Origin of the sequence: Pseudoalteromonas sp. S1608, from assembly GCF_005887265.1 — a bacterium.
GTDB classification, from domain to species: domain Bacteria; phylum Pseudomonadota; class Gammaproteobacteria; order Enterobacterales; family Alteromonadaceae; genus Pseudoalteromonas; species Pseudoalteromonas undina.
Genome location: NZ_PNDK01000001.1, coordinates 23,747 through 44,766, shown reverse-complemented (window position 1 = coordinate 44,766; position 21,020 = coordinate 23,747). Strand labels below are relative to the sequence as shown.

The 21,020-nt window shown below is 40.2% G+C and carries 19 protein-coding genes; 8 read left to right on the top strand and 11 right to left on the bottom strand.

Annotated features, from left to right (window positions below; genetic code table 11):
* Positions 1-128: 128 nt before the first annotated feature.
* Positions 129-365, top strand: coding sequence for a 50S ribosomal protein L28 (rpmB, locus tag CWB75_RS00200; RefSeq protein WP_008464111.1), 237 nt, complete (start codon positions 129-131; stop codon positions 363-365).
* A gap of 11 nt (positions 366-376) precedes the next feature.
* On the top strand, positions 377-532 hold the full coding sequence (gene rpmG, locus CWB75_RS00195) for a 50S ribosomal protein L33 (RefSeq protein WP_004587947.1): 156 nt from the start codon (positions 377-379) through the stop codon (positions 530-532).
* 521 nt (positions 533-1,053) lie between these two features.
* Here rpmG and CWB75_RS00190 read toward each other — a convergent pair.
* The 7 genes from CWB75_RS00190 to lptD form a co-directional block, all read right to left on the bottom strand.
* A complete protein-coding gene (locus tag CWB75_RS00190) occupies positions 1,054-3,069 on the bottom strand; it encodes a methyl-accepting chemotaxis protein (protein ID WP_010391635.1) in 2,016 nt (671 codons plus the stop codon).
* A 309-nt stretch (positions 3,070-3,378) separates the two neighbouring features.
* On the bottom strand, positions 3,379-4,197 hold the full coding sequence (locus CWB75_RS00185; protein WP_138569556.1) for a symmetrical bis(5'-nucleosyl)-tetraphosphatase: 819 nt from the start codon (positions 4,195-4,197) through the stop codon (positions 3,379-3,381).
* Positions 4,198-4,212: 15 nt separating this feature from the next.
* Positions 4,213-4,602 (bottom strand): Co2+/Mg2+ efflux facilitator ApaG/CorD, encoded by a 390-nt coding sequence (gene apaG / locus CWB75_RS00180; protein WP_041709470.1) that lies wholly within the window; start codon positions 4,600-4,602, stop codon positions 4,213-4,215.
* Entirely contained in the window at positions 4,586-5,392 is an 807-nt protein-coding gene (gene rsmA / locus CWB75_RS00175) for a 16S rRNA (adenine(1518)-N(6)/adenine(1519)-N(6))-dimethyltransferase RsmA (protein WP_010391631.1), read from the bottom strand. Before rsmA ends, apaG begins: the two co-directional genes overlap by 17 nt.
* Complete coding sequence (gene pdxA, locus CWB75_RS00170; protein ID WP_138569555.1) at positions 5,389-6,381, bottom strand: 4-hydroxythreonine-4-phosphate dehydrogenase PdxA; 993 nt, start codon at positions 6,379-6,381, stop codon at positions 5,389-5,391. Before pdxA ends, rsmA begins: the two co-directional genes overlap by 4 nt.
* Before the next feature lie 2 nt (positions 6,382-6,383).
* The gene (gene surA, locus CWB75_RS00165) at positions 6,384-7,679 is read right to left on the bottom strand and encodes a peptidylprolyl isomerase SurA (RefSeq protein ID WP_090493755.1); all 1,296 of its coding nucleotides are present in this window, start codon (positions 7,677-7,679) and stop codon (positions 6,384-6,386) included.
* Positions 7,680-7,775: 96 nt separating this feature from the next.
* Entirely contained in the window at positions 7,776-10,022 is a 2,247-nt protein-coding gene (gene lptD, locus CWB75_RS00160) for an LPS assembly protein LptD (RefSeq protein WP_054201929.1), read from the bottom strand.
* A 94-nt stretch (positions 10,023-10,116) separates the two neighbouring features.
* Here lptD and CWB75_RS00155 point away from each other — a divergent pair, with 94 nt between their 5' ends.
* From CWB75_RS00155 to djlA, 3 genes are read left to right on the top strand one after another with little or no spacing between them, the layout of a single operon-like run.
* Positions 10,117-11,118 (top strand): aminoglycoside phosphotransferase family protein, encoded by a 1,002-nt coding sequence (locus tag CWB75_RS00155; protein ID WP_138569554.1) that lies wholly within the window; start codon positions 10,117-10,119, stop codon positions 11,116-11,118.
* Complete coding sequence (gene murU, locus CWB75_RS00150; protein WP_138569553.1) at positions 11,115-11,771, top strand: N-acetylmuramate alpha-1-phosphate uridylyltransferase MurU; 657 nt, start codon at positions 11,115-11,117, stop codon at positions 11,769-11,771. Before CWB75_RS00155 ends, murU begins: the two co-directional genes overlap by 4 nt.
* Before the next feature lie 33 nt (positions 11,772-11,804).
* Positions 11,805-12,662 (top strand): co-chaperone DjlA, encoded by an 858-nt coding sequence (gene djlA, locus CWB75_RS00145; protein WP_010391624.1) that lies wholly within the window; start codon positions 11,805-11,807, stop codon positions 12,660-12,662.
* On the opposite strand, the gene CWB75_RS00140 is transcribed toward djlA, so the two are convergent.
* The 3 genes from CWB75_RS00140 to rapA form a co-directional block, all read right to left on the bottom strand.
* Entirely contained in the window at positions 12,645-13,574 is a 930-nt protein-coding gene (locus tag CWB75_RS00140) for a DUF3530 family protein (protein ID WP_010391623.1), read from the bottom strand. The two genes, djlA and CWB75_RS00140, sit on opposite strands and share 18 nt — an antisense overlap.
* 92 nt (positions 13,575-13,666) lie before the next feature.
* Complete coding sequence (rluA, locus tag CWB75_RS00135) at positions 13,667-14,320, bottom strand: bifunctional tRNA pseudouridine(32) synthase/23S rRNA pseudouridine(746) synthase RluA (RefSeq protein ID WP_010391622.1); 654 nt, start codon at positions 14,318-14,320, stop codon at positions 13,667-13,669.
* Positions 14,321-14,474: 154 nt separating this feature from the next.
* Positions 14,475-17,369, bottom strand: coding sequence for an RNA polymerase-associated protein RapA (rapA, locus tag CWB75_RS00130; protein WP_010391620.1), 2,895 nt, complete (start codon positions 17,367-17,369; stop codon positions 14,475-14,477).
* Positions 17,370-17,667: 298 nt separating this feature from the next.
* Here rapA and CWB75_RS00125 point away from each other — a divergent pair, with 298 nt between their 5' ends.
* The 3 genes from CWB75_RS00125 to CWB75_RS00115 all read left to right on the top strand — a co-directional run bounded on the left by CWB75_RS00125 (position 17,668) and on the right by CWB75_RS00115 (position 20,523).
* Entirely contained in the window at positions 17,668-19,059 is a 1,392-nt protein-coding gene (locus CWB75_RS00125) for a PhoH family protein (RefSeq protein ID WP_010391619.1), read from the top strand.
* 341 nt (positions 19,060-19,400) lie between these two features.
* Positions 19,401-19,532: an Hpt domain-containing protein gene (locus CWB75_RS00120; RefSeq protein ID WP_010391617.1), complete on the top strand. Its 132-nt coding sequence runs from the start codon at positions 19,401-19,403 to the stop codon at positions 19,530-19,532.
* 55 nt (positions 19,533-19,587) lie between these two features.
* Positions 19,588-20,523: a GGDEF domain-containing response regulator gene (locus tag CWB75_RS00115; protein WP_138569552.1), complete on the top strand. Its 936-nt coding sequence runs from the start codon at positions 19,588-19,590 to the stop codon at positions 20,521-20,523.
* On the opposite strand, the gene CWB75_RS00110 is transcribed toward CWB75_RS00115, so the two are convergent.
* Positions 20,506-20,886: a DUF3192 domain-containing protein gene (locus tag CWB75_RS00110; protein ID WP_138569551.1), complete on the bottom strand. Its 381-nt coding sequence runs from the start codon at positions 20,884-20,886 to the stop codon at positions 20,506-20,508. The genes CWB75_RS00115 and CWB75_RS00110 overlap by 18 nt on opposite strands.
* Between the last annotated feature and the right edge of the window lie 134 nt (positions 20,887-21,020).

The following is a 21,020-nucleotide window of genomic DNA, read 5'->3' as shown; positions in this document are numbered from 1 at the left end:
ATAAGATCAGTATTTGATCTTTGCCTGTAAAAGCTGTATAAAGAGCGCCCTTCGATTTATCTCTAGGGCACAAATACATGGCCTTAGGGAAAATTAAGCTCGAGCGAAGTTATTGGAGATATATAGACATGTCTAAAGTATGTCAAGTTACAGGTAAGCGTCCAGCGGTTGGTAACCACCGTTCACACGCGAGAAACGCGACTAAACGTCGTTTCCTACCTAACCTACAAACACACCGTTTTTGGGTTGAAAGTGAAAAACGTTTTGTAACATTACGCACTACTACTAAAGGTATGCGTATTATCGATAAAAAAGGCATTGACACGGTTCTTACAGAAATCCGTGCTCGTGGCGAAAAAGTTTAAGGAACTGAATTATGCGCGATAAGATCCGTTTAGTTTCAACTGCTGGTACTGGTTTTTTCTACACTACCGACAAGAACAAGCGTAACATGCCTGAAAAAATGGAAATCAAAAAGTTCGATCCTAAGGCTCGTAAACATGTGATTTTCAAAGAAGCTAAAATCAAGTAATTTAGTTTTCTTTCAGAAATGTAAAAACCCAGCTTATGCTGGGTTTTTTGTTTTTAAAATCCACTCTATTATCCACCTACAATATACTCACCGTAATTGTGTCCATTTAATTAAACCGCTAACTGGCTTTTGCTAAGCACCATAGCTTATTTCTTTAATAACGGTATCAGTTGTTTGTAATACCAATCCGCAATAATACTTAATCATTTTACGGGGCTAAACGTGTCGCAACCTGCGTTAAAAAATTCTCGTTTAGAACAACTAAATAGCAAATTTTTTGCCTAGCTATCAACACGTTTTTCCAGCCTCAAAATAGACCACTTAATTAAGCGAATTGGTATAACCAAAGAAAACATAAAGAGTATTAAATGACTTTACGGGCTAAGCTGTTGGGTGTTGTGTATTTAAAGTGAGATTGTGATGGCGTACAAGCATGTCTGGAGAGGGAACGGGGGGTTTTGCTATGGGCTTTATTAGGGTATAAACTGTAAGTAGCCCTAAGGCTACTTACAGTGTGATTCTTATACTTTAAAGTTCTCTACTGATATTCTTAGCTCTTCGGCTAACTTAGCCACTTCTGAACTTGAAATATTCGTTTGTACAGCACCTTCTGCTGTTTGCTCGGCAATAGCAACAATAGACTCTAAGCGTTCACTGATCTCTTGTGATACTTGTTGTTGTTCTTGTGCTGCTGTTGATATCTCTTCACTGACATTGTGCGCTTGCGATACCGCAAGAGTAATTGAATCCAGTGCACTATTAGCTAAATCACTTTGCTCAACACACGAAACCGCGCGTTCTTTACCTTTTTCCATTGCCTTAACTGCTTCTTCAGCGCCCGACTGTAGTGATTCAATCATAGATTGAATTTCTTGTGTCGACTCTTGAGTTTTACTTGCAAGCGATCTTACTTCATCAGCTACCACAGCAAACCCTCGACCGTACTCACCGGCACGCGCTGCCTCAATCGCCGCATTAAGTGCAAGTAAGTTAGTTTGCTCAGCTATACCACGAATAACGTCTAAAATACTACCAATTGAGGCGCTGTCTTTGTGTAGTTTATTAATAACACTTGATGCTTCATCAACTTCGTAAGCGAGTTGTTCAATGGTTGCTTTATTTTGATTTGAAATACCTTTAACGCGTTCAGCTTCTTTATCGGCATTTTTGATTTCGCCTAGTGCTTGTTGAGCACTGTTGCTCACTGTTTGAGAAGTACTGCTCATTTCAGTGGTTGCGGTTGCCGCTTGCTCTACTTGCGCTTGTTGATTACTAATCGCTTTGCTTGATTCACCGGTAATTGTTGAGGTTTGCTCAGAAGCGGCAGCAAGTTGTGTTGAACGCGAAATAATACCGGTAATTAAGCTGCGTAAGCTATCAATTAAGGTATTACAGCTTTTCGATAATTCACCAAATTCATCTTTTGCGCTGTCATCTAAGCGTTGAGTCATATCACCACTGGCAACAATATCTAGAATGCGGTTAACTTCTGCTAATGGCTTAGTAATACGGTTAACCGTAATGATGGCTACAAGCACTGCGATGATAGTCGCAATAATCATACCTATCCAAGTCCATAAATTAGCTGAGTTTACATCGCTGCGAACGCCTTCTTGCAAAGTAAATGCAACGCCGCTTGCTTGTAGTACTAATTCGTCAATTTGGCTAAGTGCTGTTTTAGTGGCTTTTTCCGATTCTTCTAATTCACGTTCAGTTGTGCTGATTGCATCAATAAGGCGTTTTTTATTCGCTGAAAGGCTATCGTTACCTAAGATATTGCTTTCAAGCGTATCTACGTAGCCTTTTAGGTCGTTAAACAAGCCGCTATGGCTTTGCTCTATCGCGGGTTGTATTAATGCAACAGTACGAACGACTTCTTCAAAATAATACACTTGTTCATTTTTAATAATATCGAGCGTGTTAAGCGTTTTAACAGTTAACATATCGGTGCTGCTGGTAACCACAGACATAAAGTTATTTTCAAGGTTATTAGCTGCTTGGTAAGCACGCGGGTGGTTATCTTCTAAGCCATCAATATCAATAATATCAAGTACCATAGAGTTAGCGTCTTCAGCCGCGAGTTCAACAGTTTCTAATTGAGCTTTGAGCTTTTTATTAAGCACTAACTGAGTGTTTTTGTCTTTCAGCAGACTCTCTATAATGTTTAAAAAACTTAAGTAGGTTTTTTCAACGTCAAGGCTGCTCTTATTTAATTGTGGGTCATCTTTTACTACCTGTTGTAGCTCGCGATGTAACTTATCAAATAGTTGTTTTTGTTCTTCTATTTGTGCTTTTATTGGCGCTAGCTCTTGAGCAGATGAAGTGTGAAAACTGGCTTGAGCAGCTTTACTCATCAAAATAAATTCAGCTTGTAATTGAGCGCTCTTGTTTAATGCCGGAAGCGATAGCTGATTAACTTTTTGAGTTGAACGATCTATATTTGCTATTTTTATTAAAGAGTTACCGCCAATAATTAAAAGTAATAAAGTGATAAATATAAAACCACCCCAAATACGTTGACTCACTGTTAGATTCATATGGTTTTCCATTCAAAAATACGTCTATTAAAACTTATCGGCGCTTTCAACAATAAGTTAAGTAATTAAAAATAATTAATTTTTACTGTTAATAGTTAGTTGCTAAATTTACCGTGAAACTTCATCACACACTAAGCATACATAATTCAACTATTCGACTATGAATATAAAATAATACAAGGCAATTCTCCTCGTCCTTAATTAGATTAAGGGAGTGTTGCTATTTTTTACACTTAGTTGTGAATGGTTTGTAATTATGTAATTTAACATGCACTCTTAAACTTAACAGATGTATTAACTTTTTTCAGTTTATTTAGACAAAAGTTGTGATTTTTCTGAAAATTTTTGTTTGCTTTGTAAATCTATTAAGGTCATTGAGCCGCCCCAGACGCAACCTGTGTCTAGAGCGTACAGGTGTTTGTAGGGAGTTTGACCTTCAAGGGCAGCCCAATGACCAAAAATAAGGTCATGTTGAGCGTTAACGATTTTAGGGTGAGAAAACCAAGGAACTAATGAGTGGCTATTGGTTGTTGCTTCTTTTGCATTAAGATTAAGCAAATTATCAGGCGTAATAAAGCGCATACGGGTGAAATAATTAACGATATAGCGAAACTTTGCAGCGTCATCGAGCTGCTCACTCCATGAAAGTGGGTGAGGCTGATACATGTTTTTTAAGAAGTATTGAGCGTTGTCAGCACCATAGCATTGCTGCGCGAATTGGGCATGCTGAATGGCTTGCTCGCATGACCAATCAGGATTAAGTCCTGCGTGAGAGATAAAACAATCATACTGCTCTAAATAAAGAGCTAAAGGCTGAGTTTGTAAAAACGCGATGTACTCGGGGAGTTTACTGCTGTTGAACAGTGTCGTTAGTTTGTCTTTAGGGTTGGGTGCAACATTATTTAAATAACAGGCAATCATGTGTAAGTCATGATTGCCTAATGTGACGCTAACGCTGTCTTGATGTTGATAAATATAATCAAGGCACGCTTTGGAGTCTGGGCCGCGAGCAACAATATCACCTACTAGGTAGAGGTGGTCTTTGCTGGGGTTAAAGTCGACTTGCTTTAACAATAAATTAAATTCGTTAAAGCAGCCTTGTAAATCACCTATTGCGTAGTCAGCCATTAGTCGCTGTTTTAATCAGTGTAAGATATTAGGGCAAGCTAAACGAAACACATTTATGGGTGCTTCAAACTCAGCACCAAACTCGTTTCGTAAAGTGTAATGCCCTTGCATGGTGCCTACGGGAGTGTCTAATATTGCACCACTGGTGTATTTGTAACTTTCACCAGGGGCTATATCTGGGGTTTCACCCACCACACCTTCGCCTTGCACTTCTACTTCTTTACCGTTGGCATCGGTAATTAACCAATAGCGGCTAAGTAGTTTTGCACTACATAAACTGTGGTTTTTTATAGTAACGGAGTAAGCAAATACAAATTTATCAAGTTCAGGTTGCGATTGCTCTTCTACATAAAATGTTTCTACAGATACCTTTACAGGTGATCCCATATTACTGCTTGTTGTCATAAATCCAGTTAGCTATATCAATAAATTGTTGTAACGACAGGCTCTCAGCACGCAAGGTAATATCAATGCCAATGCTGGTTAACTCTTCAGCGGTTAAAAGGTTGCCTAGGCTGTTGCGAAGTGTTTTACGACGTTGATTAAACGCTTCTAAACAGACTGTATTTAATATTTTAACGCTCTTAGCTGTGCGCTGCTCTGCCTTTTTGGGGATTAAGCGAATAACCGCAGAATCTACTTTAGGTGCAGGTTTAAAGCACTCTGGTGGTACTTCTACTACAGGCATCGCATTACAGTAGTATTGAGTCATTACACTCAAGCGGCCAAAGGTTTTGCTGCCTGGGCCTGCAACCATGCGTTTTACCACTTCTTTTTGCAGCATAAAGTGCATGTGCTCAATATGATCGGCAAATTCAAAAAGGTGAAACAACAAAGGAGTAGAAATGTTGTACGGTAGGTTACCAAATACTTTTAGCTTTTTGTCGTCTTTAACTAGGCTTGCAAAATCAAACTTCATTGCATCGCCTTGGTTTACGGTTAATTTAGGCCCTAAAAAAGGGTGTTCAATTAAACGTTGGGCTAAATCTTTATCTAGCTCAACAACCGTTAAATGGCCACTTAAATCGGCTACAGGCTCAGTAATAGCGCCAAGGCCTGGGCCAATTTCGACTAAATTATCTTGCGGCTTGGGATCAATAGCGGTGACAATTTTATCGATGATTGATTCATCGAATAAAAAGTTTTGGCCAAAACGTTTACGGGCGCGGTGTCCTAAATGTACTTTATCGGTCATTGATTCTGTGCTTTTTCATGGGCGAGCTTAATTGCTTCGCGGATCGCTAATTCAAAACTGCCAACATCAGCATCGCCTGTACCGGCTAAATCAAGCGCAGTACCGTGGTCGACTGAAGTGCGGATAAATGGAAGGCCAAGAGTTATATTCACTGACTTACCAAATCCTTTGTATTTTAGCACAGGTAATCCCTGATCGTGATACATAGCCAGTACTGCATCGGCTTCATTTAGGTATTTATCTTGAAATAATGTATCTGCTGGTAAAGGACCGATTAAGTTCATCCCTTCAGCTCTTAATATGTCAAGTGTAGGCGTTATCGTGTCGATTTCTTCGCGGCCTAAATGGCCATCTTCACCAGCGTGCGGGTTTAAGCCACAGACTAAAATACGCGGTTGATCAATACCAAACTTGGTTTTTAAGTCATGATTAAGAATATTAGCCACTTTAACCAGACGCTCTTGGGTAATAGCACGAGCAACATAAGCAAGCGGGATATGCGTTGTTACTAATGCAACTCGCAGCCCTTCGGTAGCCAATAACATAACAACATCAGCGGTGCCCGACTGTTGAGCAAAGTACTCAGTGTGGCCACTAAAAGAAATACCGGCTTGGTTAATAATACCTTTATGAACAGGGCCAGTAACAACGGCATCAAAAGTGCCGTCCATATTCTTCTCACTGGCGATACGCAGTGTGTCTAATACGTATTGACCGTTTGCGTCATTTAGCACACCCAGTTCAACTGACTCGGCTAAATCAATCTGTTTTATATATAAGCTGCCAGCCGTTGTAGGCATGGCTTCGGCGCTTTCATCAAATTCAATTAATTTAATGTTTAAACCTAAATGTTTAGCGCGCTGCTTTAGTAGCGATGCATCTGCAATCGCTACTAGCTGTGCATCCCAGCTGTGCTGTGCCAGTTTTAATAGCAAGTCAGGGCCAATGCCAGCAGGCTCACCAGGGGTTACCGCAATTCTTAAGGTCATAATTATTCGTCTGTTGGGAAAATTTCAACATGGGCTTGTTCGCGCATTTCTTGCTGCCAGTTAAAGCTTTCTTCTTTAAATTTACGATTAAACAACATGCCATGTGCACGATTACGTTTAGCTTGCTCGGTTTTATCAGCAACGCGTGTATCTAATAACTGTACAATGTGCCAACCATACTGGGTTCTAAATGGTTCGCTGATTTCGTTTTGATCAAGAGATAGTAATGTATCTCTAAACGCAGGTACGTAGGTAGTTGGATCAGTCCAGTCGTATTGTCCGCCTTTAAGTGCTGAGCCTGGATCTTGCGAGTGCTCTTTAGCTAGTTCTGCAAAGTCAGCATTTCCAGCACGTAAATCCTTAACAAAGCCAGTTAGCATAGTGCGGGCTTTTTCTTCGCTTAAAATAATTGAAGGCTTAATAAGAATATGACGAGATTTAACTTCTGTGGTTTCTACTACTTGGCGACCACGTACGTCTTGCACCTTAATAATGTGAAAACCTGCGCCAGAGCGAAGCGGGCCAATAATCGCATCTTTCTTTTGACCTTTTACAGCTTCTGCAAATAAAGATGGCATTTCGTTAATGCCCATCCAGCCTAATTGACCTCCCTCAAGCGCTTTTGAGCCACTTGATGAAGAAATAGCAATACGCTTAAATTCTTGGCCGTCTTGCAGCAGTTCAATTACTTTATCTGCGCGTGTTTTTGCAGAGCTTACGTCGTCTGCACTTGCCCCGCTTGGAATATCGATAAGAATATGACCAATATCGTATTCTTCGGCATTTTGGCCTTGGCTATCCATAATTTTTAGTAAGTTATCAATTTCTTGGTCACTTACATATATACGGCGGTCTACGTTTGCACGCGTTACTTGTTGCGTGGTTATCTCTTTACGAATTTCTTCACGGTAAGCTTGAAAGCTCTCACCCGACGCTTCAATAGTACGACGTAAATCAGCAATTGTACCGCCTTGCTCTTTGGCCATGTTGGCAAGTGTTTGGTCAAGCTGGCTATCTGAAATCTCTAAGCCCATGCGCTCAGCCATTTGCATCATTAGCGTTTGATTAACTAAGCGCTCAATTGCTTGTACACGTAGTGTTTCGTCTTTTGGCAGCTGTTGGTCTTGTTCTTCTGCTTGTTTTTTAACACGATCAACAATGGTATCTACTTCACTTTTTAAAATAACGCCTTGGTTTACAATACCAATCACTTTATCTATTTCGACCGGTGCGGCGAATGCACTTTGGCATAAGCTAAACGTTAAAACTGCTGATGTTAATAATTTTTTTAAATTCATATTCTTTTTACTACTCTTACTAATAGTACTGTTGTAATGCTAAAGGCGACTAGATTGATATAGTTATTTGTAAATTTTTACTATACAAAATGCAGCTTAGTCATTAAGAAAATACGGCCTACGATAACCAAAAATACCTTGTTGTAATAATTTTTGAGCATCATAACGGCTTTTACTACCAAGCCCTTTTAATACAAAATTCAAACGAATGCTTGAATCAAAAGTGGCTTGGGGTTGCCCAATTGACTGATTTAAATCAGTTTCAATTTGGCGGTGGCCAGTAATTTGGAACGCCCAACAGCACGATTCATACTGTAATCCACTAAATACTTCAATACTGCGGTTATTATCAAGGTCGCGATGGTAACTTGCAATAAATTGCCATTCGTCACTAATAGGGATGCTTGTAAATAAGCCCGCTTGTTCGATTGTATTTCCTGAGACATCATTTGCATAGCGATGGTTCAATTGAACCAGCTGATTATCGTCACCTTTATAATCTAAGGTTAAATTTGACTGGATAATTTGCTTGCCATCCGTGTCGTACTGAATTCCACCCGACAAATACCAGCGGCGATGCCAATGTAACATGGTTTGCGCTGCAAACAAGGCATTGTAGTTACTGTCGCTATTCAGCCCTTGCTCTGTGGGCTTGGCTGAATCACTTAAATAAAATATTTGGCCAGCACTGAAATTAAATACTTCTTCATTTTTATTATCAAATAAACGGGTGGTTGCCCCAAGCGTAAACTGATTTGCAGCGGCAATACGGTCAACACTTGAAAAACGCGCATCTCTAAATAAGCCAAAAAAGTCATCTTGTAATTTAGTGGTATCGTATAAGCCAATGTCAGACTGATCTTTGTTAGGCGTATATAAATACTGAATTTGTGGCTCTAAGGTTTGAATACCATCGTCGATAAAAATTGAGGTATCACGCTCAAAGTTAAGCTGAGAATATAAGCGCACTTTTGGCAATGTGCGCGAAACATTATCGCTATACTGTGTACCCTGTAAATCACCGTCTTGTTTATAGTTAGTTTGCAATAAACTCACTTCAGATAAAAACGACCAGGCGTATTCTTTGTAATCAAAGCGTGCTTTTGGTTCTATATGCACGCGAGTTGCTTGATCAATAACCGCTGAGCTATTAGTAAAGTGGCTCAGCTCCCCTGAAACAGTAAAATCGAAGTAATCAATTTTCCACGGCGTAGTTTGTGTAAAGCTAACTTGAGGTAAGGCTGTATATGACTCTAAGTGGTCACCGAGTACTTCAAAGTTTTGTATTTTTATATCAGTACGCCACATCTCGCCCATGTGAGTTAGTGAGCCGGTACGATAAAGCTGAGTATCGGTTTTACTTGCATAAGTTGAGTTTAAATCAGTGAGGTAGTTATCATCACTGACATTGGTAATATCAATACTGGCTCGCCAGTCTTCGCCTATATAGCTTTTTTGTTGCCAATGAAACAAAAAACGCTCGTCAAGCTCAGGCTCTGAGTCATCTTTATTTAAGTATTCGACAGCCACTAAACCTTGGTGTTCTGGAGTTAGATATCTAAATTCAGTTTGTAGCTGTAAACCTTTACGTGACATATAACGCGGCGTAATGGTTGCATCATAGTTTGGAGCAATATTCCAATAATAAGGCGTAATAGTCTCTAACCCATAACGATCTGAACTTGAAAAGCTGGGCGTTAATAAGCCTGACTTACGGCGCTCATCGAGTGGGAAAGTAAAATAAGGTAAATAGAGTACTGGCGTGTCTAAAATACGTAGCACCGCATTGTAGGTTTCACCCCAGCCTTCTTCTCGTGATAAATTAATTTCGTCGGCTTCAATAGCCCACACAGGCGTATTACCTGGGCAAGCAGTAAAGCTTGCATTCATCAGCATTAAGCCAGACTTGTCGATGGTGAGTTTTTCCGCGCCGCCTTTGCCTTGCTGTTGTGTTAGGCTGTATTGTGCGCCTAATAAGCTAAATGCTGAGTTATTTAAATCGGCGTTTAAGCCCGCACTTTGAACTTTACTCACATAATCGCGATAGGTAATAGGGCCGGTGGCATTGAGTAAGCCGCGTTGTTTATCAATCAGTGCTGATTGTGCGGACAAACTCATGTTAACGGTGTTAATATCAACATTACCAGTAAATTCAGCGCTTTGTGTGCCTAAAAGCTCAACGTCATCAGCGCTGATATCAACCGTTCCAAGCTCAAGGCCAGCTAGCGGTTGCCAAGCTCTGGTTTGCATTGAAGTGCCACAAAAGTTGTGTGTCAGTTCAGTTTCGGCAAGCGATGGTGCGCTCAGTACGCTTAGCATCAAAATGCCCCAGGTTTTGCTCATTTATCGACCTTTATGCTCTGTGATTAGTTACAAGCTATACATAATAAAGGAAAACAATAGCAAAGTAATTAGTGAAAAATAGATAGCTTATAAAATGACACGTTTTGAGAGTTTACAACAGTTTATTAATACTCACTTTAGTGAGCAATCCTGCGCGCTTAATGCAATAACCGCAGATGCCAGTTTTCGCCGTTATTATAGGTTAAGCGCTGAAAGTAAAAGCTTTATTGTGATGGACTCAGATCCAAAAAAAGTTAACAACGTCCCTTATATTGCATTAAATAAGGTGTTTTCTGAGCAGGGGTTTTTATTACCATCCATTATTCATAGTGATGAGCAGCAAGGTTTTTTTATTTTAAGTGATTTGGGTAACACCCATTTAGCTGACTTGCTTGATGATGCCAATCGCAGCGAGCATTACCAGCAGCTGATCAGTTTAAGTGCCAAGTGGGCTAAAACGCCTAAAGCTCCGTCAATGAATCCGTATGACCATGACTTTATTGCACTTGAGCTGGATATTTTTAAAAATTGGTTAGTTAATGATTTTATTAGTACAGAGCTCAGTGCTGAGCAACAAAATATATGGCAAACAAGTGCTGCGCTGCTAATCAATACACTGCTTGAACAACCTACAGTGACTATGCATCGCGATTACCACAGCCGTAATATTATGCGCTGCGAGCAACAATGGGCAATTATTGATTATCAAGACGCGGTACAAGGTCCGTTATGTTATGACTTAGTCTCGCTTTTAAGAGATTGTTATTTTAAATTGCCCAACGACGAGCTGACTCATTTACTTGAGCTTGGTTATGACGAATTTAAGCGCCAAAGTTTAATAACTAACGAGTCATTCGCACAATTTAAGTATTGGTTTGATTTAACCGGCTTGCAGCGCCATTTAAAAGCAGCGGGTATTTTTTGTCGCTTGTATTTACGGGATGGTAAAAAAGGTTACTTAGCGAATATACTACCGACACTAACTTATATTGTTGAAGTGGCGGCAGAGTACCCAGAGCTTAGTGATTTGTCTGATTGGGTAAAAAGTTACGTGGTACCAAAAGTACAGCAGCGGTTAAAAGAGGAGCAACTATGAAGGCCATGATCTTAGCTGCAGGACGCGGTAAACGTATGATGCCGCTCACCGCACAGTTGCCAAAACCTATGTTATGTGTGGCAGGTAAACCGCTAATTGAGCATCATATTATGCGCTTAAAAACAGCTGGTATTACGCAAATTGTGATTAACCTCGCCTGGCAAGGAGACAAAATAAAAACCTACTTTGCAGATGGCAGTGCATGGGGTGTAAGTATTACCTATAGCCAGGAAGTAACTGGCGGGCTTGAAACTGCAGGCGGTATTATTCAAGCACTTCCTTTATTAGGTGAGTCATTTATTGTTATTAATGGTGATGTTTACAGCGACTACGATATTAGTGCATTAATGCAGCTGCATTTACAGCCAAAAGAAGCGCACATTGTATTGGTTGAAAATCCTGCGCATAACCCAGAAGGCGATTTTACCCTAAGCCACTTACCTAATAGTGAACAGCGCTATACTTTTTCTGGAATTGGCCGTTATCAGGCTGATTTCTTTGAAGGGCTGGCCCCAGGTATTCTCCCGCTAGGGCCTTTACTGCGTGAAAAATTAAATGAACATTTAGTCTCCACTGAACTCTATATTGGCCAATGGGACGATATAGGCACACCAGAGCGTTTATCGACTCTTAACCAACAATTAGCGCCATAAGCTAAATATAAAACACTAGAGGTAAGTTTTAATATGTGGGGAAAAATTCTCGGTTTCTGTTTTGGTTTTATGTTTGGCAAAATATTTGGCGCCATTTTAGGCTTATACCTAGGCCATATGTTTGATAAAAGTCTAAAGAAAGACTTTGATCAGGCTGGCGGCTTCTCTAACCTTTTTAAAGGCGATGATGTTAACGAGCGCCAAGCACTGTTTTTTTCTAGCTGCTTTGCAGTAATGGGGCATATCGCCAAGTCAAATGGACGAATAAGCGAAACCCATATTAAAGCTGCGACGCTATTTATGGATGAAATGGGCTTAAAAGGCGAAGAGCGCCGTGAAGCTCAACAAGCGTTTCAATCAGGTAAAGATAGCGACTTTTCTCTCAAAGACACGGTTTATGACTTTAAAGAACGTTTTGCTAAACGTTACGATTTACTGCAGTTATTTTTAGAAATTCAAATTCAAATGGCGTTTTCTGATGGCGTGCTTGCCGCACAAGAAAAGCAATTATTACAAGAAGTCAGCAAACAGTTGGGTGTATCTAAAGCACACTTTGCCTTTGTACTAAAGCGTTATCAAGCAGAGTTTAATTTTAGGCAGCAACAACAGCGCTTTAGGCAGCAGCAAAGTCAAAGTAGTAGTTACCGAGAAGGCTCAGGACATCATGTACCGCCAAGTAATGATATGAATCGCTCGCAGGCATTGGCCTTATTGGGATTAAATAAAGACGCGTCGCAACGTGATATTAAAGTAGCGTACCGAAAGCTTATGGCTCAGCACCATCCTGATAAACTGGTATCGCAAGGTTTACCTAAGCATATGATGGAAGTCGCGGTTAAAAAAAGCCAAGATATTCAAGCTGCTTACGAGTATTTAAAAAAGGCGGCGTAAAAAGCCGTCTATTTCTTTGCTCAAGCGTGCATGTTGCTGCGGCGCGTCGCGCAATCCAAACAGCTGGCGCTGGCGGTAATCAAACTTTGCATTACGGTTAACCCAACGCTGACGGTTTTTAAGGTTCATTAAAATATCGTTACTGTCTGTAGCAAAATAAATATCCAACAAAGCAGGGGTGACCAAGGATGTTATTTGGCTTAACTTGGCATTGCGTTTTGTATTAGGAAGGTAACTACTCAAACTAATGAAGGCGTTTATTTTTAAGTCTGCAAATTCAGCGTAGTGCTCCAACAACACCCCAGAACTGGTGCCTTGTGCAATAACAACAATATTGTCAGACTCCATTGCTGCCTGCTGATACAAGGCTTCGTAGCGAGCGAGCAGCTTTAACTTGTAGTTATCCACGACCTCGGTATTTACTTGCTCAACATAGTCGGCATGATGAGGCTGTTTTTGTGTGCTGGTGTCAGGCTCAGTATTTGCGTTGGCTGTTTCATTATTTGTGCCCACAGAATCATTAATCGTTTTTGCTGTGTCATCTTGGGCTGCTTGCCAATCTACATCAGGAACTGTCATCGCATAAGAAGTGTACCCATGATTATTCAGCTCTTTACGCAAAAAGTTCATGCCGGAATTGTTTGTGGGCGTTGATTGCCAGTCAGGAATGAGTATGACTACCCCTCTAAAGTCGGCGCTCATATATTCACTGTATAAAGTTAAAAACTCAGTATCACCAACTAAAATAGACTTTACTTCATCACTTTGGGCTAGGCGAGAGATATCCGCATCAATATTTTTTGAAAAGGGAGGAGGAGCGATATACTCAGCACTAAGCACTTGAAAACTGATTAATGCACAGCCAAGCGAAAGAGTAGTAATAATGACTTTAAACATCTGCGTAATAAACATAATAAGCTTTTAATTTAAATCTTATTTATGTATCGGCGTAGCACTCTTAAAGTTTAGCTATTTACTGCAAATAACTAAAAGATTAATCCGTATTAAAAGTCGGGTTCAGCTTCAAAAGTAAGTACTTGCTCCGTTACAGGGTGTTTGAGTTGTAGCATTTGTGCATGCAGCTGTAGGCGAGGAGCCGCAGCAAGTGCGTCTTTGTGGGCATATAAACGATCGCCTAAAATAGGGTGGCCTAAGCTTAGCATATGTACTCGCAGCTGGTGGGAACGCCCTGTAATCGGAGTAAGCTCTACACGGGTTGCCTGTGCTTCACGTTCAAGCACTTTAAAATGCGTGAGTGAAGGTTTGCCATTGTCGTGATCAACCATTTGCTTAGGACGGTTCGGCCAATCACAAATAAGCGGTAAATCAACGGAGCCGGTTTCACTTTCAAGTTGCCCATAAACTCGCGCAATGTAACGCTTTGCCGTTTCACGCTCTTGAAATTGCATACTTAAATGGCGGTGAGCGGCTTTGTTCATTGCCAAGCAAAGTATCCCTGAGGTAGCCATATCTAAACGGTGAACAATTTTAGCCGTAGGAAAAACACGGTTGACGCGATTAATTAAGCTATCGGCATGTTTTGGGTCTTTACCTGGTACGGTGAGTAACTCGCTAGGCTTATTTACAATAAGTAAATCATCGTCTTGAAACAGTATAGTTAAATACGGGCTCATAGGGGGATTGTAATTAACTAACACGGCAGACCTCAGTGATTTTGAAGTGCGCTATTTTAGTGGAGCGAGCGCAAAGGCTCAAGTAAAAAGCGCGATATAAATATCGCGCTTTTTTCAATACACACGCTAGTTAATCTTTAACTAACGACTGACAGCTTATAGCTAACAGCTAGATCCCTTAGTGCGAAACCACAATTAAACGAATGGCATCGAGTTTTAACTGCGCTTTTTCAATATGTGCGGTTAGCTCATTGCGCTGTTTGTCGTAAAAAGTAATTTCTTCTTGGCGAATATTTGGGTTTATTTGTTTAAGTGCCTCTAAACGCTGCTGCTCTTCACTCAACGATGTTTGCATTTTAGTTAATGACTCTGCGCGAATAACATCCAGCTTTTGTTGAGCCATGTCTTTTGCTGTGTTGATCATTGGATGAACCGCACTTTGTAATGCACCGGCTAATTTACTTGCTGTTTGGCGACCTACCGCAGATAACTGTTGATTAAAGCCATCAAAGCCAACGTTTTCGCCTAAGTTATTACTGCTCTTATCGAGTAAAATACGAATAGGCGTAGGCGGTAAAAAGCGGCCCACTTGCAGTACTTTTGGTGCCATTGCTTCGGCAACAAAGATTAGCTCAACAAAGAATGTTCCTGGTGGTAACTTTTTGTTTTTAAGTAACGCCACTGACGCACTACCAAAGTCATCATCGCAAATCATGTCCATAGTGCCTTGCACCATAGGATGATCCCAACTAATAAAGTGAACATCTTCTTGTGAAAGAGCGGTATCACGGTCAAAGGTCACCGTCATGCCATCTTCTTTTAAAGCAGGGAATGACGCGTTAAGCATATGCTCAGTGGGTTTTAAAATAATGGTGTTTTCACCTTTATCTTCTTGGCTTACGCCAAAGGTGTCGAACACATTGATCATGTAACTTGGTAGCTCAAATTGATTATCGAGTTTTTCAATGTCAGCTACAAGTGAATCAGCAGCGCCTTGCCCTGATGAATGCAGTTCTAGTAGGCGATCTCGGCCACTTTCCATTTGCTTACGTAATACTGCATTCTTTTGTGCTACTTGCTCAAGCAATGGGTCTAGCTCATCTTCGTCACAATTATGAGCTGCAATATATTCAAGTAAGTCTTCGCTAAACTCTTTATATAATAACTGCCCTGTGGTTGAAGTGCTTTCAAATGCATCTAGGCCTTCGTTGTACCAACGTAATAATACTTCCTGTGCCGTATTTTCAAAGTAAGGCACATGAATGTTCACATCTTGTGTTTGTCCTATGCGGTCTAAGCGACCAATTCGTTGCTCAAGTAAATCTGGGTTGAGCGGTAAATCAAACAACACTAAATGATGTGAGAATTGGAAGTTACGGCCTTCTGAACCAATTTCAGAACACAATAATATTTGAGCATTATCGTATTCATCGGCAAAGAATGCCGCGGCGCGGTCTCGTTCAATTATCGACATGCCCTCGTGGAAAACGGAGGCTTTAATTGCTTCGCGTTCACGTAATATTTGCTCAAGGCTGATTGCGGTTTCGGCTTTAGCACAAATGAGTAATACTTTTTCACGTTTGAGAGTTTTCAGCGTTTCGATAAGCCAATCTACACGGGGGTCAAATAAACCCCAGCTGGCGCTTTCACCTTCAAACTCTTGAAATATTTTTTCAGGGAAAAGTGCACGTTGTGCACTGAGTTCAGCATTTTGAATGCCGCTCATATTACCTAGTACAGTCATTGCTGTTTTGTATTGCTTAGGTAAAGCCATAGGGTAGGCGTGTAATTTACGACTTGGGTAACCATCAATACCACTGCGACTATTTCTAAATAAGATGCGCCCAGTACCGTGACGGTCTAAAAGCATATTTAAAATTTCTTTACGTGCTTCAAGGTCGCCTTGTTGTGCTGTTTCAAGAATATCGGTGATATCCGTTTCTTTTAATAGCTCAATCAAGGTTGCTTTAGCGTTATCATCTAATGATTGCTCTTGCAGTAGTTGGTTAGCAGCTTCGGCTACATCTTTGTAGTTTGCTTCTTCTTCTTTAAATACGTCGTAGTCGTAAAAGCGATCTGGGTCGAGCAGTTGTAAGCGTGCAAAGTGGCTACGATGACCCAGTTGGTCTGGCGTTGCTGTTAATAAAATTAACCCCGGAATGTCTTGGCTCAGCTCAGCCATACGTTGGTATTCGGCACTAGGTTTATTGTTGTTAATGCTTAAATGATGGGCTTCATCAATGACTAATAAGTCCCAGTCGGCCAACGTAGCTTGTTCAAACCAACGTTTTTTCTTAGTTAAAAACTCAAGGCTGGTAAGCACCAGTTGCTCGGTATCAAATACGTTAGGTGAATCAGCAAACGCTTCGTCGCAGCGCTCTTCATCAAAAATAGAAAAACGTAAATTAAAACGGCGTAGCATTTCTACTAACCATTGGTGCTGCAAGTTCTCAGGTACTACAATGAGCACACGGCTGGCGCGACCAGTAATAATTTGTTGATGTAAAATCATGCCAGCTTCGATGGTTTTACCCAAACCTACTTCGTCAGAAAGTAATACACGTGGCGCAAAACGTTTACCTACTTCTTGGGCAATATAAAGCTGATGCGGAATAAGGTTGGCACGTTGGCCAATTAAACCTTTAATAGGTGACTGTTGGCGTTCAAATTGGTGTAACCAAGTTTGGTAGCGCAAAGTGTATCGATCAAAGCGGTCTACTTGGCCTGCAAATAAACGGTCTTGTGGTTTATTAAATTTAATAAAATGGTCTAAAAAGGTTTCTTTTAATTGTACTTTTTCACCGTTATCAATACGTTCACCGTGATAGCACAGTAATTCGCCTTGTACTTCAATTGACTCAACTTGTAATTCCCACTCCTCAACGCTTCGGATCACATCACCAGGATTAAATGCTACGCGGGTTACCGGAGCTTCTGCAGAAGAATAAACACGGTTTTCACCACTGGCAGGAAATAAAATGCTGACCTGGCGGCCATCAATGGCAACAACGGTGCCCAATCCTAAATCTGACTCTGTATCACTGATCCAACGCTGACCTAAGGAAAAATTCATGTATGTCTCGTCTATGAAGAAAAAGGCGGCTATGTTACCTGTTAGATAACACCACTGCAAGGCGCTATTTGCCTGACTTTTAATTAATTTTATAAGTGTGAATTATTCCTATCTATAAGCACTGATTAGTGCGCCGATTTTGTAGGAAATTCAAACTAAATGATATTTGTCATAAAACAGACTTTTATGACAAATAGACTAAACTCAAATTATACCTAAGTAATTAATCAAGTTTATTAGTCACACTGATTAGTTTATTGGGTATAGCATAAAAATCATAAAACGTAAGGAAAGTGCTATGGAAAAAGCTTCGAACCTTGATAGTAAAATGTATGTGCTAGATACCAATGTATTGCTTCATGAACCCCTCGCGTATTTGTCATTTCAAGAACACCAAGTGGTTATTCCAATGACTGTATTGGAAGAGCTTGATCACATTAAAGATAGAAAACACGATGTAAGTCGCGATGCCCGAGTGGCCATTCGTGGACTTGATGGAGTGCTCAGCCAGGCCTCTCCCGAGCAAATGTTACAAGGGGTTGCGCTACCAAGTAATAAACAAGGCGGATTAACGGGAAGCTTACTGATTGTAAATGACCATTTATTTGCCGATTCTATTTCCGGCTTACCGGGTAATGAAAACGACCACCGCATTATTAATTGCGCGGTGCACTTACAAAATCAGCACAGTGATAAAAAAGTCATACTGGTTACTAAAGATATCAACATGCGCTTAAAAGCCAAAGGGGCGGGGCTTAAATATGTTGAAGATTACCGTACCGATCAGCTTATTGACGATATCGCCTTACTTACCAGCGGCTATAAAAAAATTACTGGTGATTTTTGGCAGCATGTTGGCGAGTGTAACACTGAGCAACACGGGCGTGAAACAGTCCATCATATTCCTAAAGATTTAATCCCAGATGTGTTTTGTAATGAGTATTTACTTGATGATGGCGATCAGTTTGCCGCTAGAGTCAAATCTTACGATGGTGAGCATATTACCATTAAAGATATTGGAGCAGAGCGACTAATGCATCAAAGCGCCTGGGGAATAAAGCCAAAAAATATTTACCAAGCAATGGCACTAGATGCACTGCTCGATACTTCTATTGAACTTGTTATTTTAACCGGCCCTGCGGGATGTGGTAAAACCTTACTCGCGCTTGCTTGTGCACTGGAAATGGTGATAGAAAAAGGTGTTTACGATAAAGTGATTGTAACCCGAAACACCCCTGAAATTGCCGAATCAATTGGCTTTTTACCTGGCACCGAAGAAGAGAAAATGGCGCCTTGGCTGGCTGCCATAACCGATACCTTAGAGGTGCTGCATAAAGGAGATGAGAACCCTGTTTCAAGCCGTAATTACATTATGGAAAAAGCCAATGTTCAGTTTAAATCGGTGAACTTTATGCGTGGGCGAAGTATTCAAAATGCGGTGGTGATTTTAGATGAAAGCCAAAACTTAACGGCTTCTCAGCTCAAAACCATTATTACCCGTTGTGGTGAAGGAACTAAACTTATTTGTACCGGAAATTTAGCACAAATAGACAGTAACTATTTAACCGCTGTTACCTCTGGACTTACCTATATTGTGGAGCGATTTAAGCACTTTGAAGGCGGCGCTACTGTTAATCTTAATGGTGTAGTAAGAAGTCGGCTAGCGTCATTTGCAGAGGAGAATTTATAAGTGTTCTTTGGCTCGATAATCTACTATTTTATTATCGAGCCAAAAATTAAGTATTTAATCTAGGTGATTCATCGCTTATTAAAGCGCTTAATTACACGTCAACAGTTTGACGTTTAATTAATACGTATACCTAGCTTGTCAAATATCTACTCATCGATCTTCAGAAAAAAGATATGAATTTATTTAAAGCTATGCCAGGTCTATTTAAGTTCATTACTTGTTCATATCTCGTTAGGCATTTTTGATAAATAATAAGCTTTGACTGTATTAAACAGTAATTGATACATTCTTTTTATAGGAGCGTACGTTATTAAATGTGAAGGGGTAACCATACTAGTGAAATGGTACGCTTAGTGCATAGTTTAAAAGGGATAGCAGGAAATTTAGGTTTTAACCGATTATTATTGTGTGCTCAACACACTGAGCAAATATTAAAAGCGGATGGCAAGCACGCTGCAGCTGCAATTAAATAATTAATAATACAGTTAGAGCGAGTGCAAATTTATATAAAAAGTTTAGATGTAAGCAATGATAAATAAAGCAAAAATATTAATTGTAGATGACGATGCGCTTAACCGAATCATTTTAGAAAGAACTTTAAGTGATGAGCATGAGGTTTACTTAGTGGCAAGTGGCGAAGAGGCGTTGACATTTGTTAAGCATACGCAAGTAGATTTAATTATTTTAGACATCATGATGCCTGGCATGAATGGTTACGACGTGCTGGTGGAACTTAAAGAAAGTAGCCTTAGCCATGCGATCCCCATTATTTTTATCTCAGCGAACAGCTCTCATGAAGACGAAGCAAAAGGTTTAGAATTAGGCGCAATGGATTACATTGCAAAGCCATTTTGTGCCTCAATTGTTAAAGTGCGTGTACGCAATCAACTACTTATTAAGCAAAAAAACGATTTATTAGAAATGCTTGCGTCTATTGATGGTTTAACAGAAATACCTAACAGACGTTATTTAGATGAAAATTTAGAGCGAGAGTGGCGAAGAAGTAAGCGTAATAACTCTTCCATGTGTGTATTGCTTATCGATATTGACCACTTTAAGCGCTATAACGATTGTTACGGTCATCGTGCTGGCGATGAGTGTTTAAAAGCTGTGGCGCAAACTCTAGCGGCGCAATGTGAGCGCGGCAGTGATTTTGTTGCCCGTTATGGTGGTGAAGAGTTTGTAGCCGTATTACCAGAAACAAATCAGCAAGGGGCTATTGCATTTGCTAATAAGTTACGTGAAGCCATTAATGATTTGAATATAGAGCACAACGCATCGTTAAATGCTTCACACATTACTATTAGCATTGGTATTGCCTCAAGTGAGAGCAGTCAAGCATACACAGAGAAGGTATTGCTAGAAGAAGCTGACTCAGGTTTATATAATGCTAAAAAGTCAGGGCGCAATGCGATTGAATTGGCGCCCATAGGAACATGTGAGCGTTTAGTTTGTCAGCATTGATAGTGCTGAGCTGCCAATCCCCACTAATTTGTCATTTTTAAATACTAATGGTGTGCATTCATCCTTGGTCATTTTTCCATCTGAATGAATGCTGTGTGTTGCGTAAAACAACACTTGGTAAACATCATCCTGTTTTTTTAATAATTCAGTGAAATTAGGTGTTTTTAGTTGGTTTAATACTGACTGATACGAGCTATTCATTGCCAGACCTGAAATGATTTCACGATTGTTTTTATGTGTGGCCTGCCAGCTTGAAGAACTATTGCCTGCCCAATGACCTTCTGCTTCGCCATCAGATACAGCGATTACACAACCCGTTAAAAAAGGAGCAGTTAGTGCAGCGATTAAAAGTGTTTTTTTCATTTTGTTATTACCCTAGATGATTAATTAAAAACAATATAGCAAAGACCAAGCCAGTTTTTAAATTCTTAAAAATCAATGGGTTGTTTTTGTTGTGTTTGGTGGGGTGGTGGCTTTTTTAAAATATAAATCTAAAA

What these genes read in the sequence shown, in the direction of transcription:
- rpmB (WP_008464111.1), top strand. Translation starts at nt 129, where the DNA reads ATGTCTAAAGTATGTCAAGTTACAGGTAAGCGTCCAGCGGTTGGTAAC.
- rpmG (WP_004587947.1), top strand. Translation starts at nt 377, where the DNA reads ATGCGCGATAAGATCCGTTTAGTTTCAACTGCTGGTACTGGTTTTTTC.
- CWB75_RS00190 (WP_010391635.1), bottom strand. Translation starts at nt 3,069, where the DNA reads ATGAATCTAACAGTGAGTCAACGTATTTGGGGTGGTTTTATATTTATC.
- CWB75_RS00185 (WP_138569556.1), bottom strand. Translation starts at nt 4,197, where the DNA reads ATGGCTGACTACGCAATAGGTGATTTACAAGGCTGCTTTAACGAATTT.
- apaG (WP_041709470.1), bottom strand. Translation starts at nt 4,602, where the DNA reads ATGACAACAAGCAGTAATATGGGATCACCTGTAAAGGTATCTGTAGAA.
- rsmA (WP_010391631.1), bottom strand. Translation starts at nt 5,392, where the DNA reads ATGACCGATAAAGTACATTTAGGACACCGCGCCCGTAAACGTTTTGGC.
- pdxA (WP_138569555.1), bottom strand. Translation starts at nt 6,381, where the DNA reads ATGACCTTAAGAATTGCGGTAACCCCTGGTGAGCCTGCTGGCATTGGC.
- surA (WP_090493755.1), bottom strand. Translation starts at nt 7,679, where the DNA reads ATGAATTTAAAAAAATTATTAACATCAGCAGTTTTAACGTTTAGCTTA.
- lptD (WP_054201929.1), bottom strand. Translation starts at nt 10,022, where the DNA reads ATGAGCAAAACCTGGGGCATTTTGATGCTAAGCGTACTGAGCGCACCA.
- CWB75_RS00155 (WP_138569554.1), top strand. Translation starts at nt 10,117, where the DNA reads ATGACACGTTTTGAGAGTTTACAACAGTTTATTAATACTCACTTTAGT.
- murU (WP_138569553.1), top strand. Translation starts at nt 11,115, where the DNA reads ATGAAGGCCATGATCTTAGCTGCAGGACGCGGTAAACGTATGATGCCG.
- djlA (WP_010391624.1), top strand. Translation starts at nt 11,805, where the DNA reads ATGTGGGGAAAAATTCTCGGTTTCTGTTTTGGTTTTATGTTTGGCAAA.
- CWB75_RS00140 (WP_010391623.1), bottom strand. Translation starts at nt 13,574, where the DNA reads ATGTTTATTACGCAGATGTTTAAAGTCATTATTACTACTCTTTCGCTT.
- rapA (WP_010391620.1), bottom strand. Translation starts at nt 17,369, where the DNA reads ATGAATTTTTCCTTAGGTCAGCGTTGGATCAGTGATACAGAGTCAGAT.
- CWB75_RS00125 (WP_010391619.1), top strand. Translation starts at nt 17,668, where the DNA reads ATGGAAAAAGCTTCGAACCTTGATAGTAAAATGTATGTGCTAGATACC.
- CWB75_RS00120 (WP_010391617.1), top strand. Translation starts at nt 19,401, where the DNA reads ATGGTACGCTTAGTGCATAGTTTAAAAGGGATAGCAGGAAATTTAGGT.
- CWB75_RS00115 (WP_138569552.1), top strand. Translation starts at nt 19,588, where the DNA reads ATGATAAATAAAGCAAAAATATTAATTGTAGATGACGATGCGCTTAAC.
- CWB75_RS00110 (WP_138569551.1), bottom strand. Translation starts at nt 20,886, where the DNA reads ATGAAAAAAACACTTTTAATCGCTGCACTAACTGCTCCTTTTTTAACG.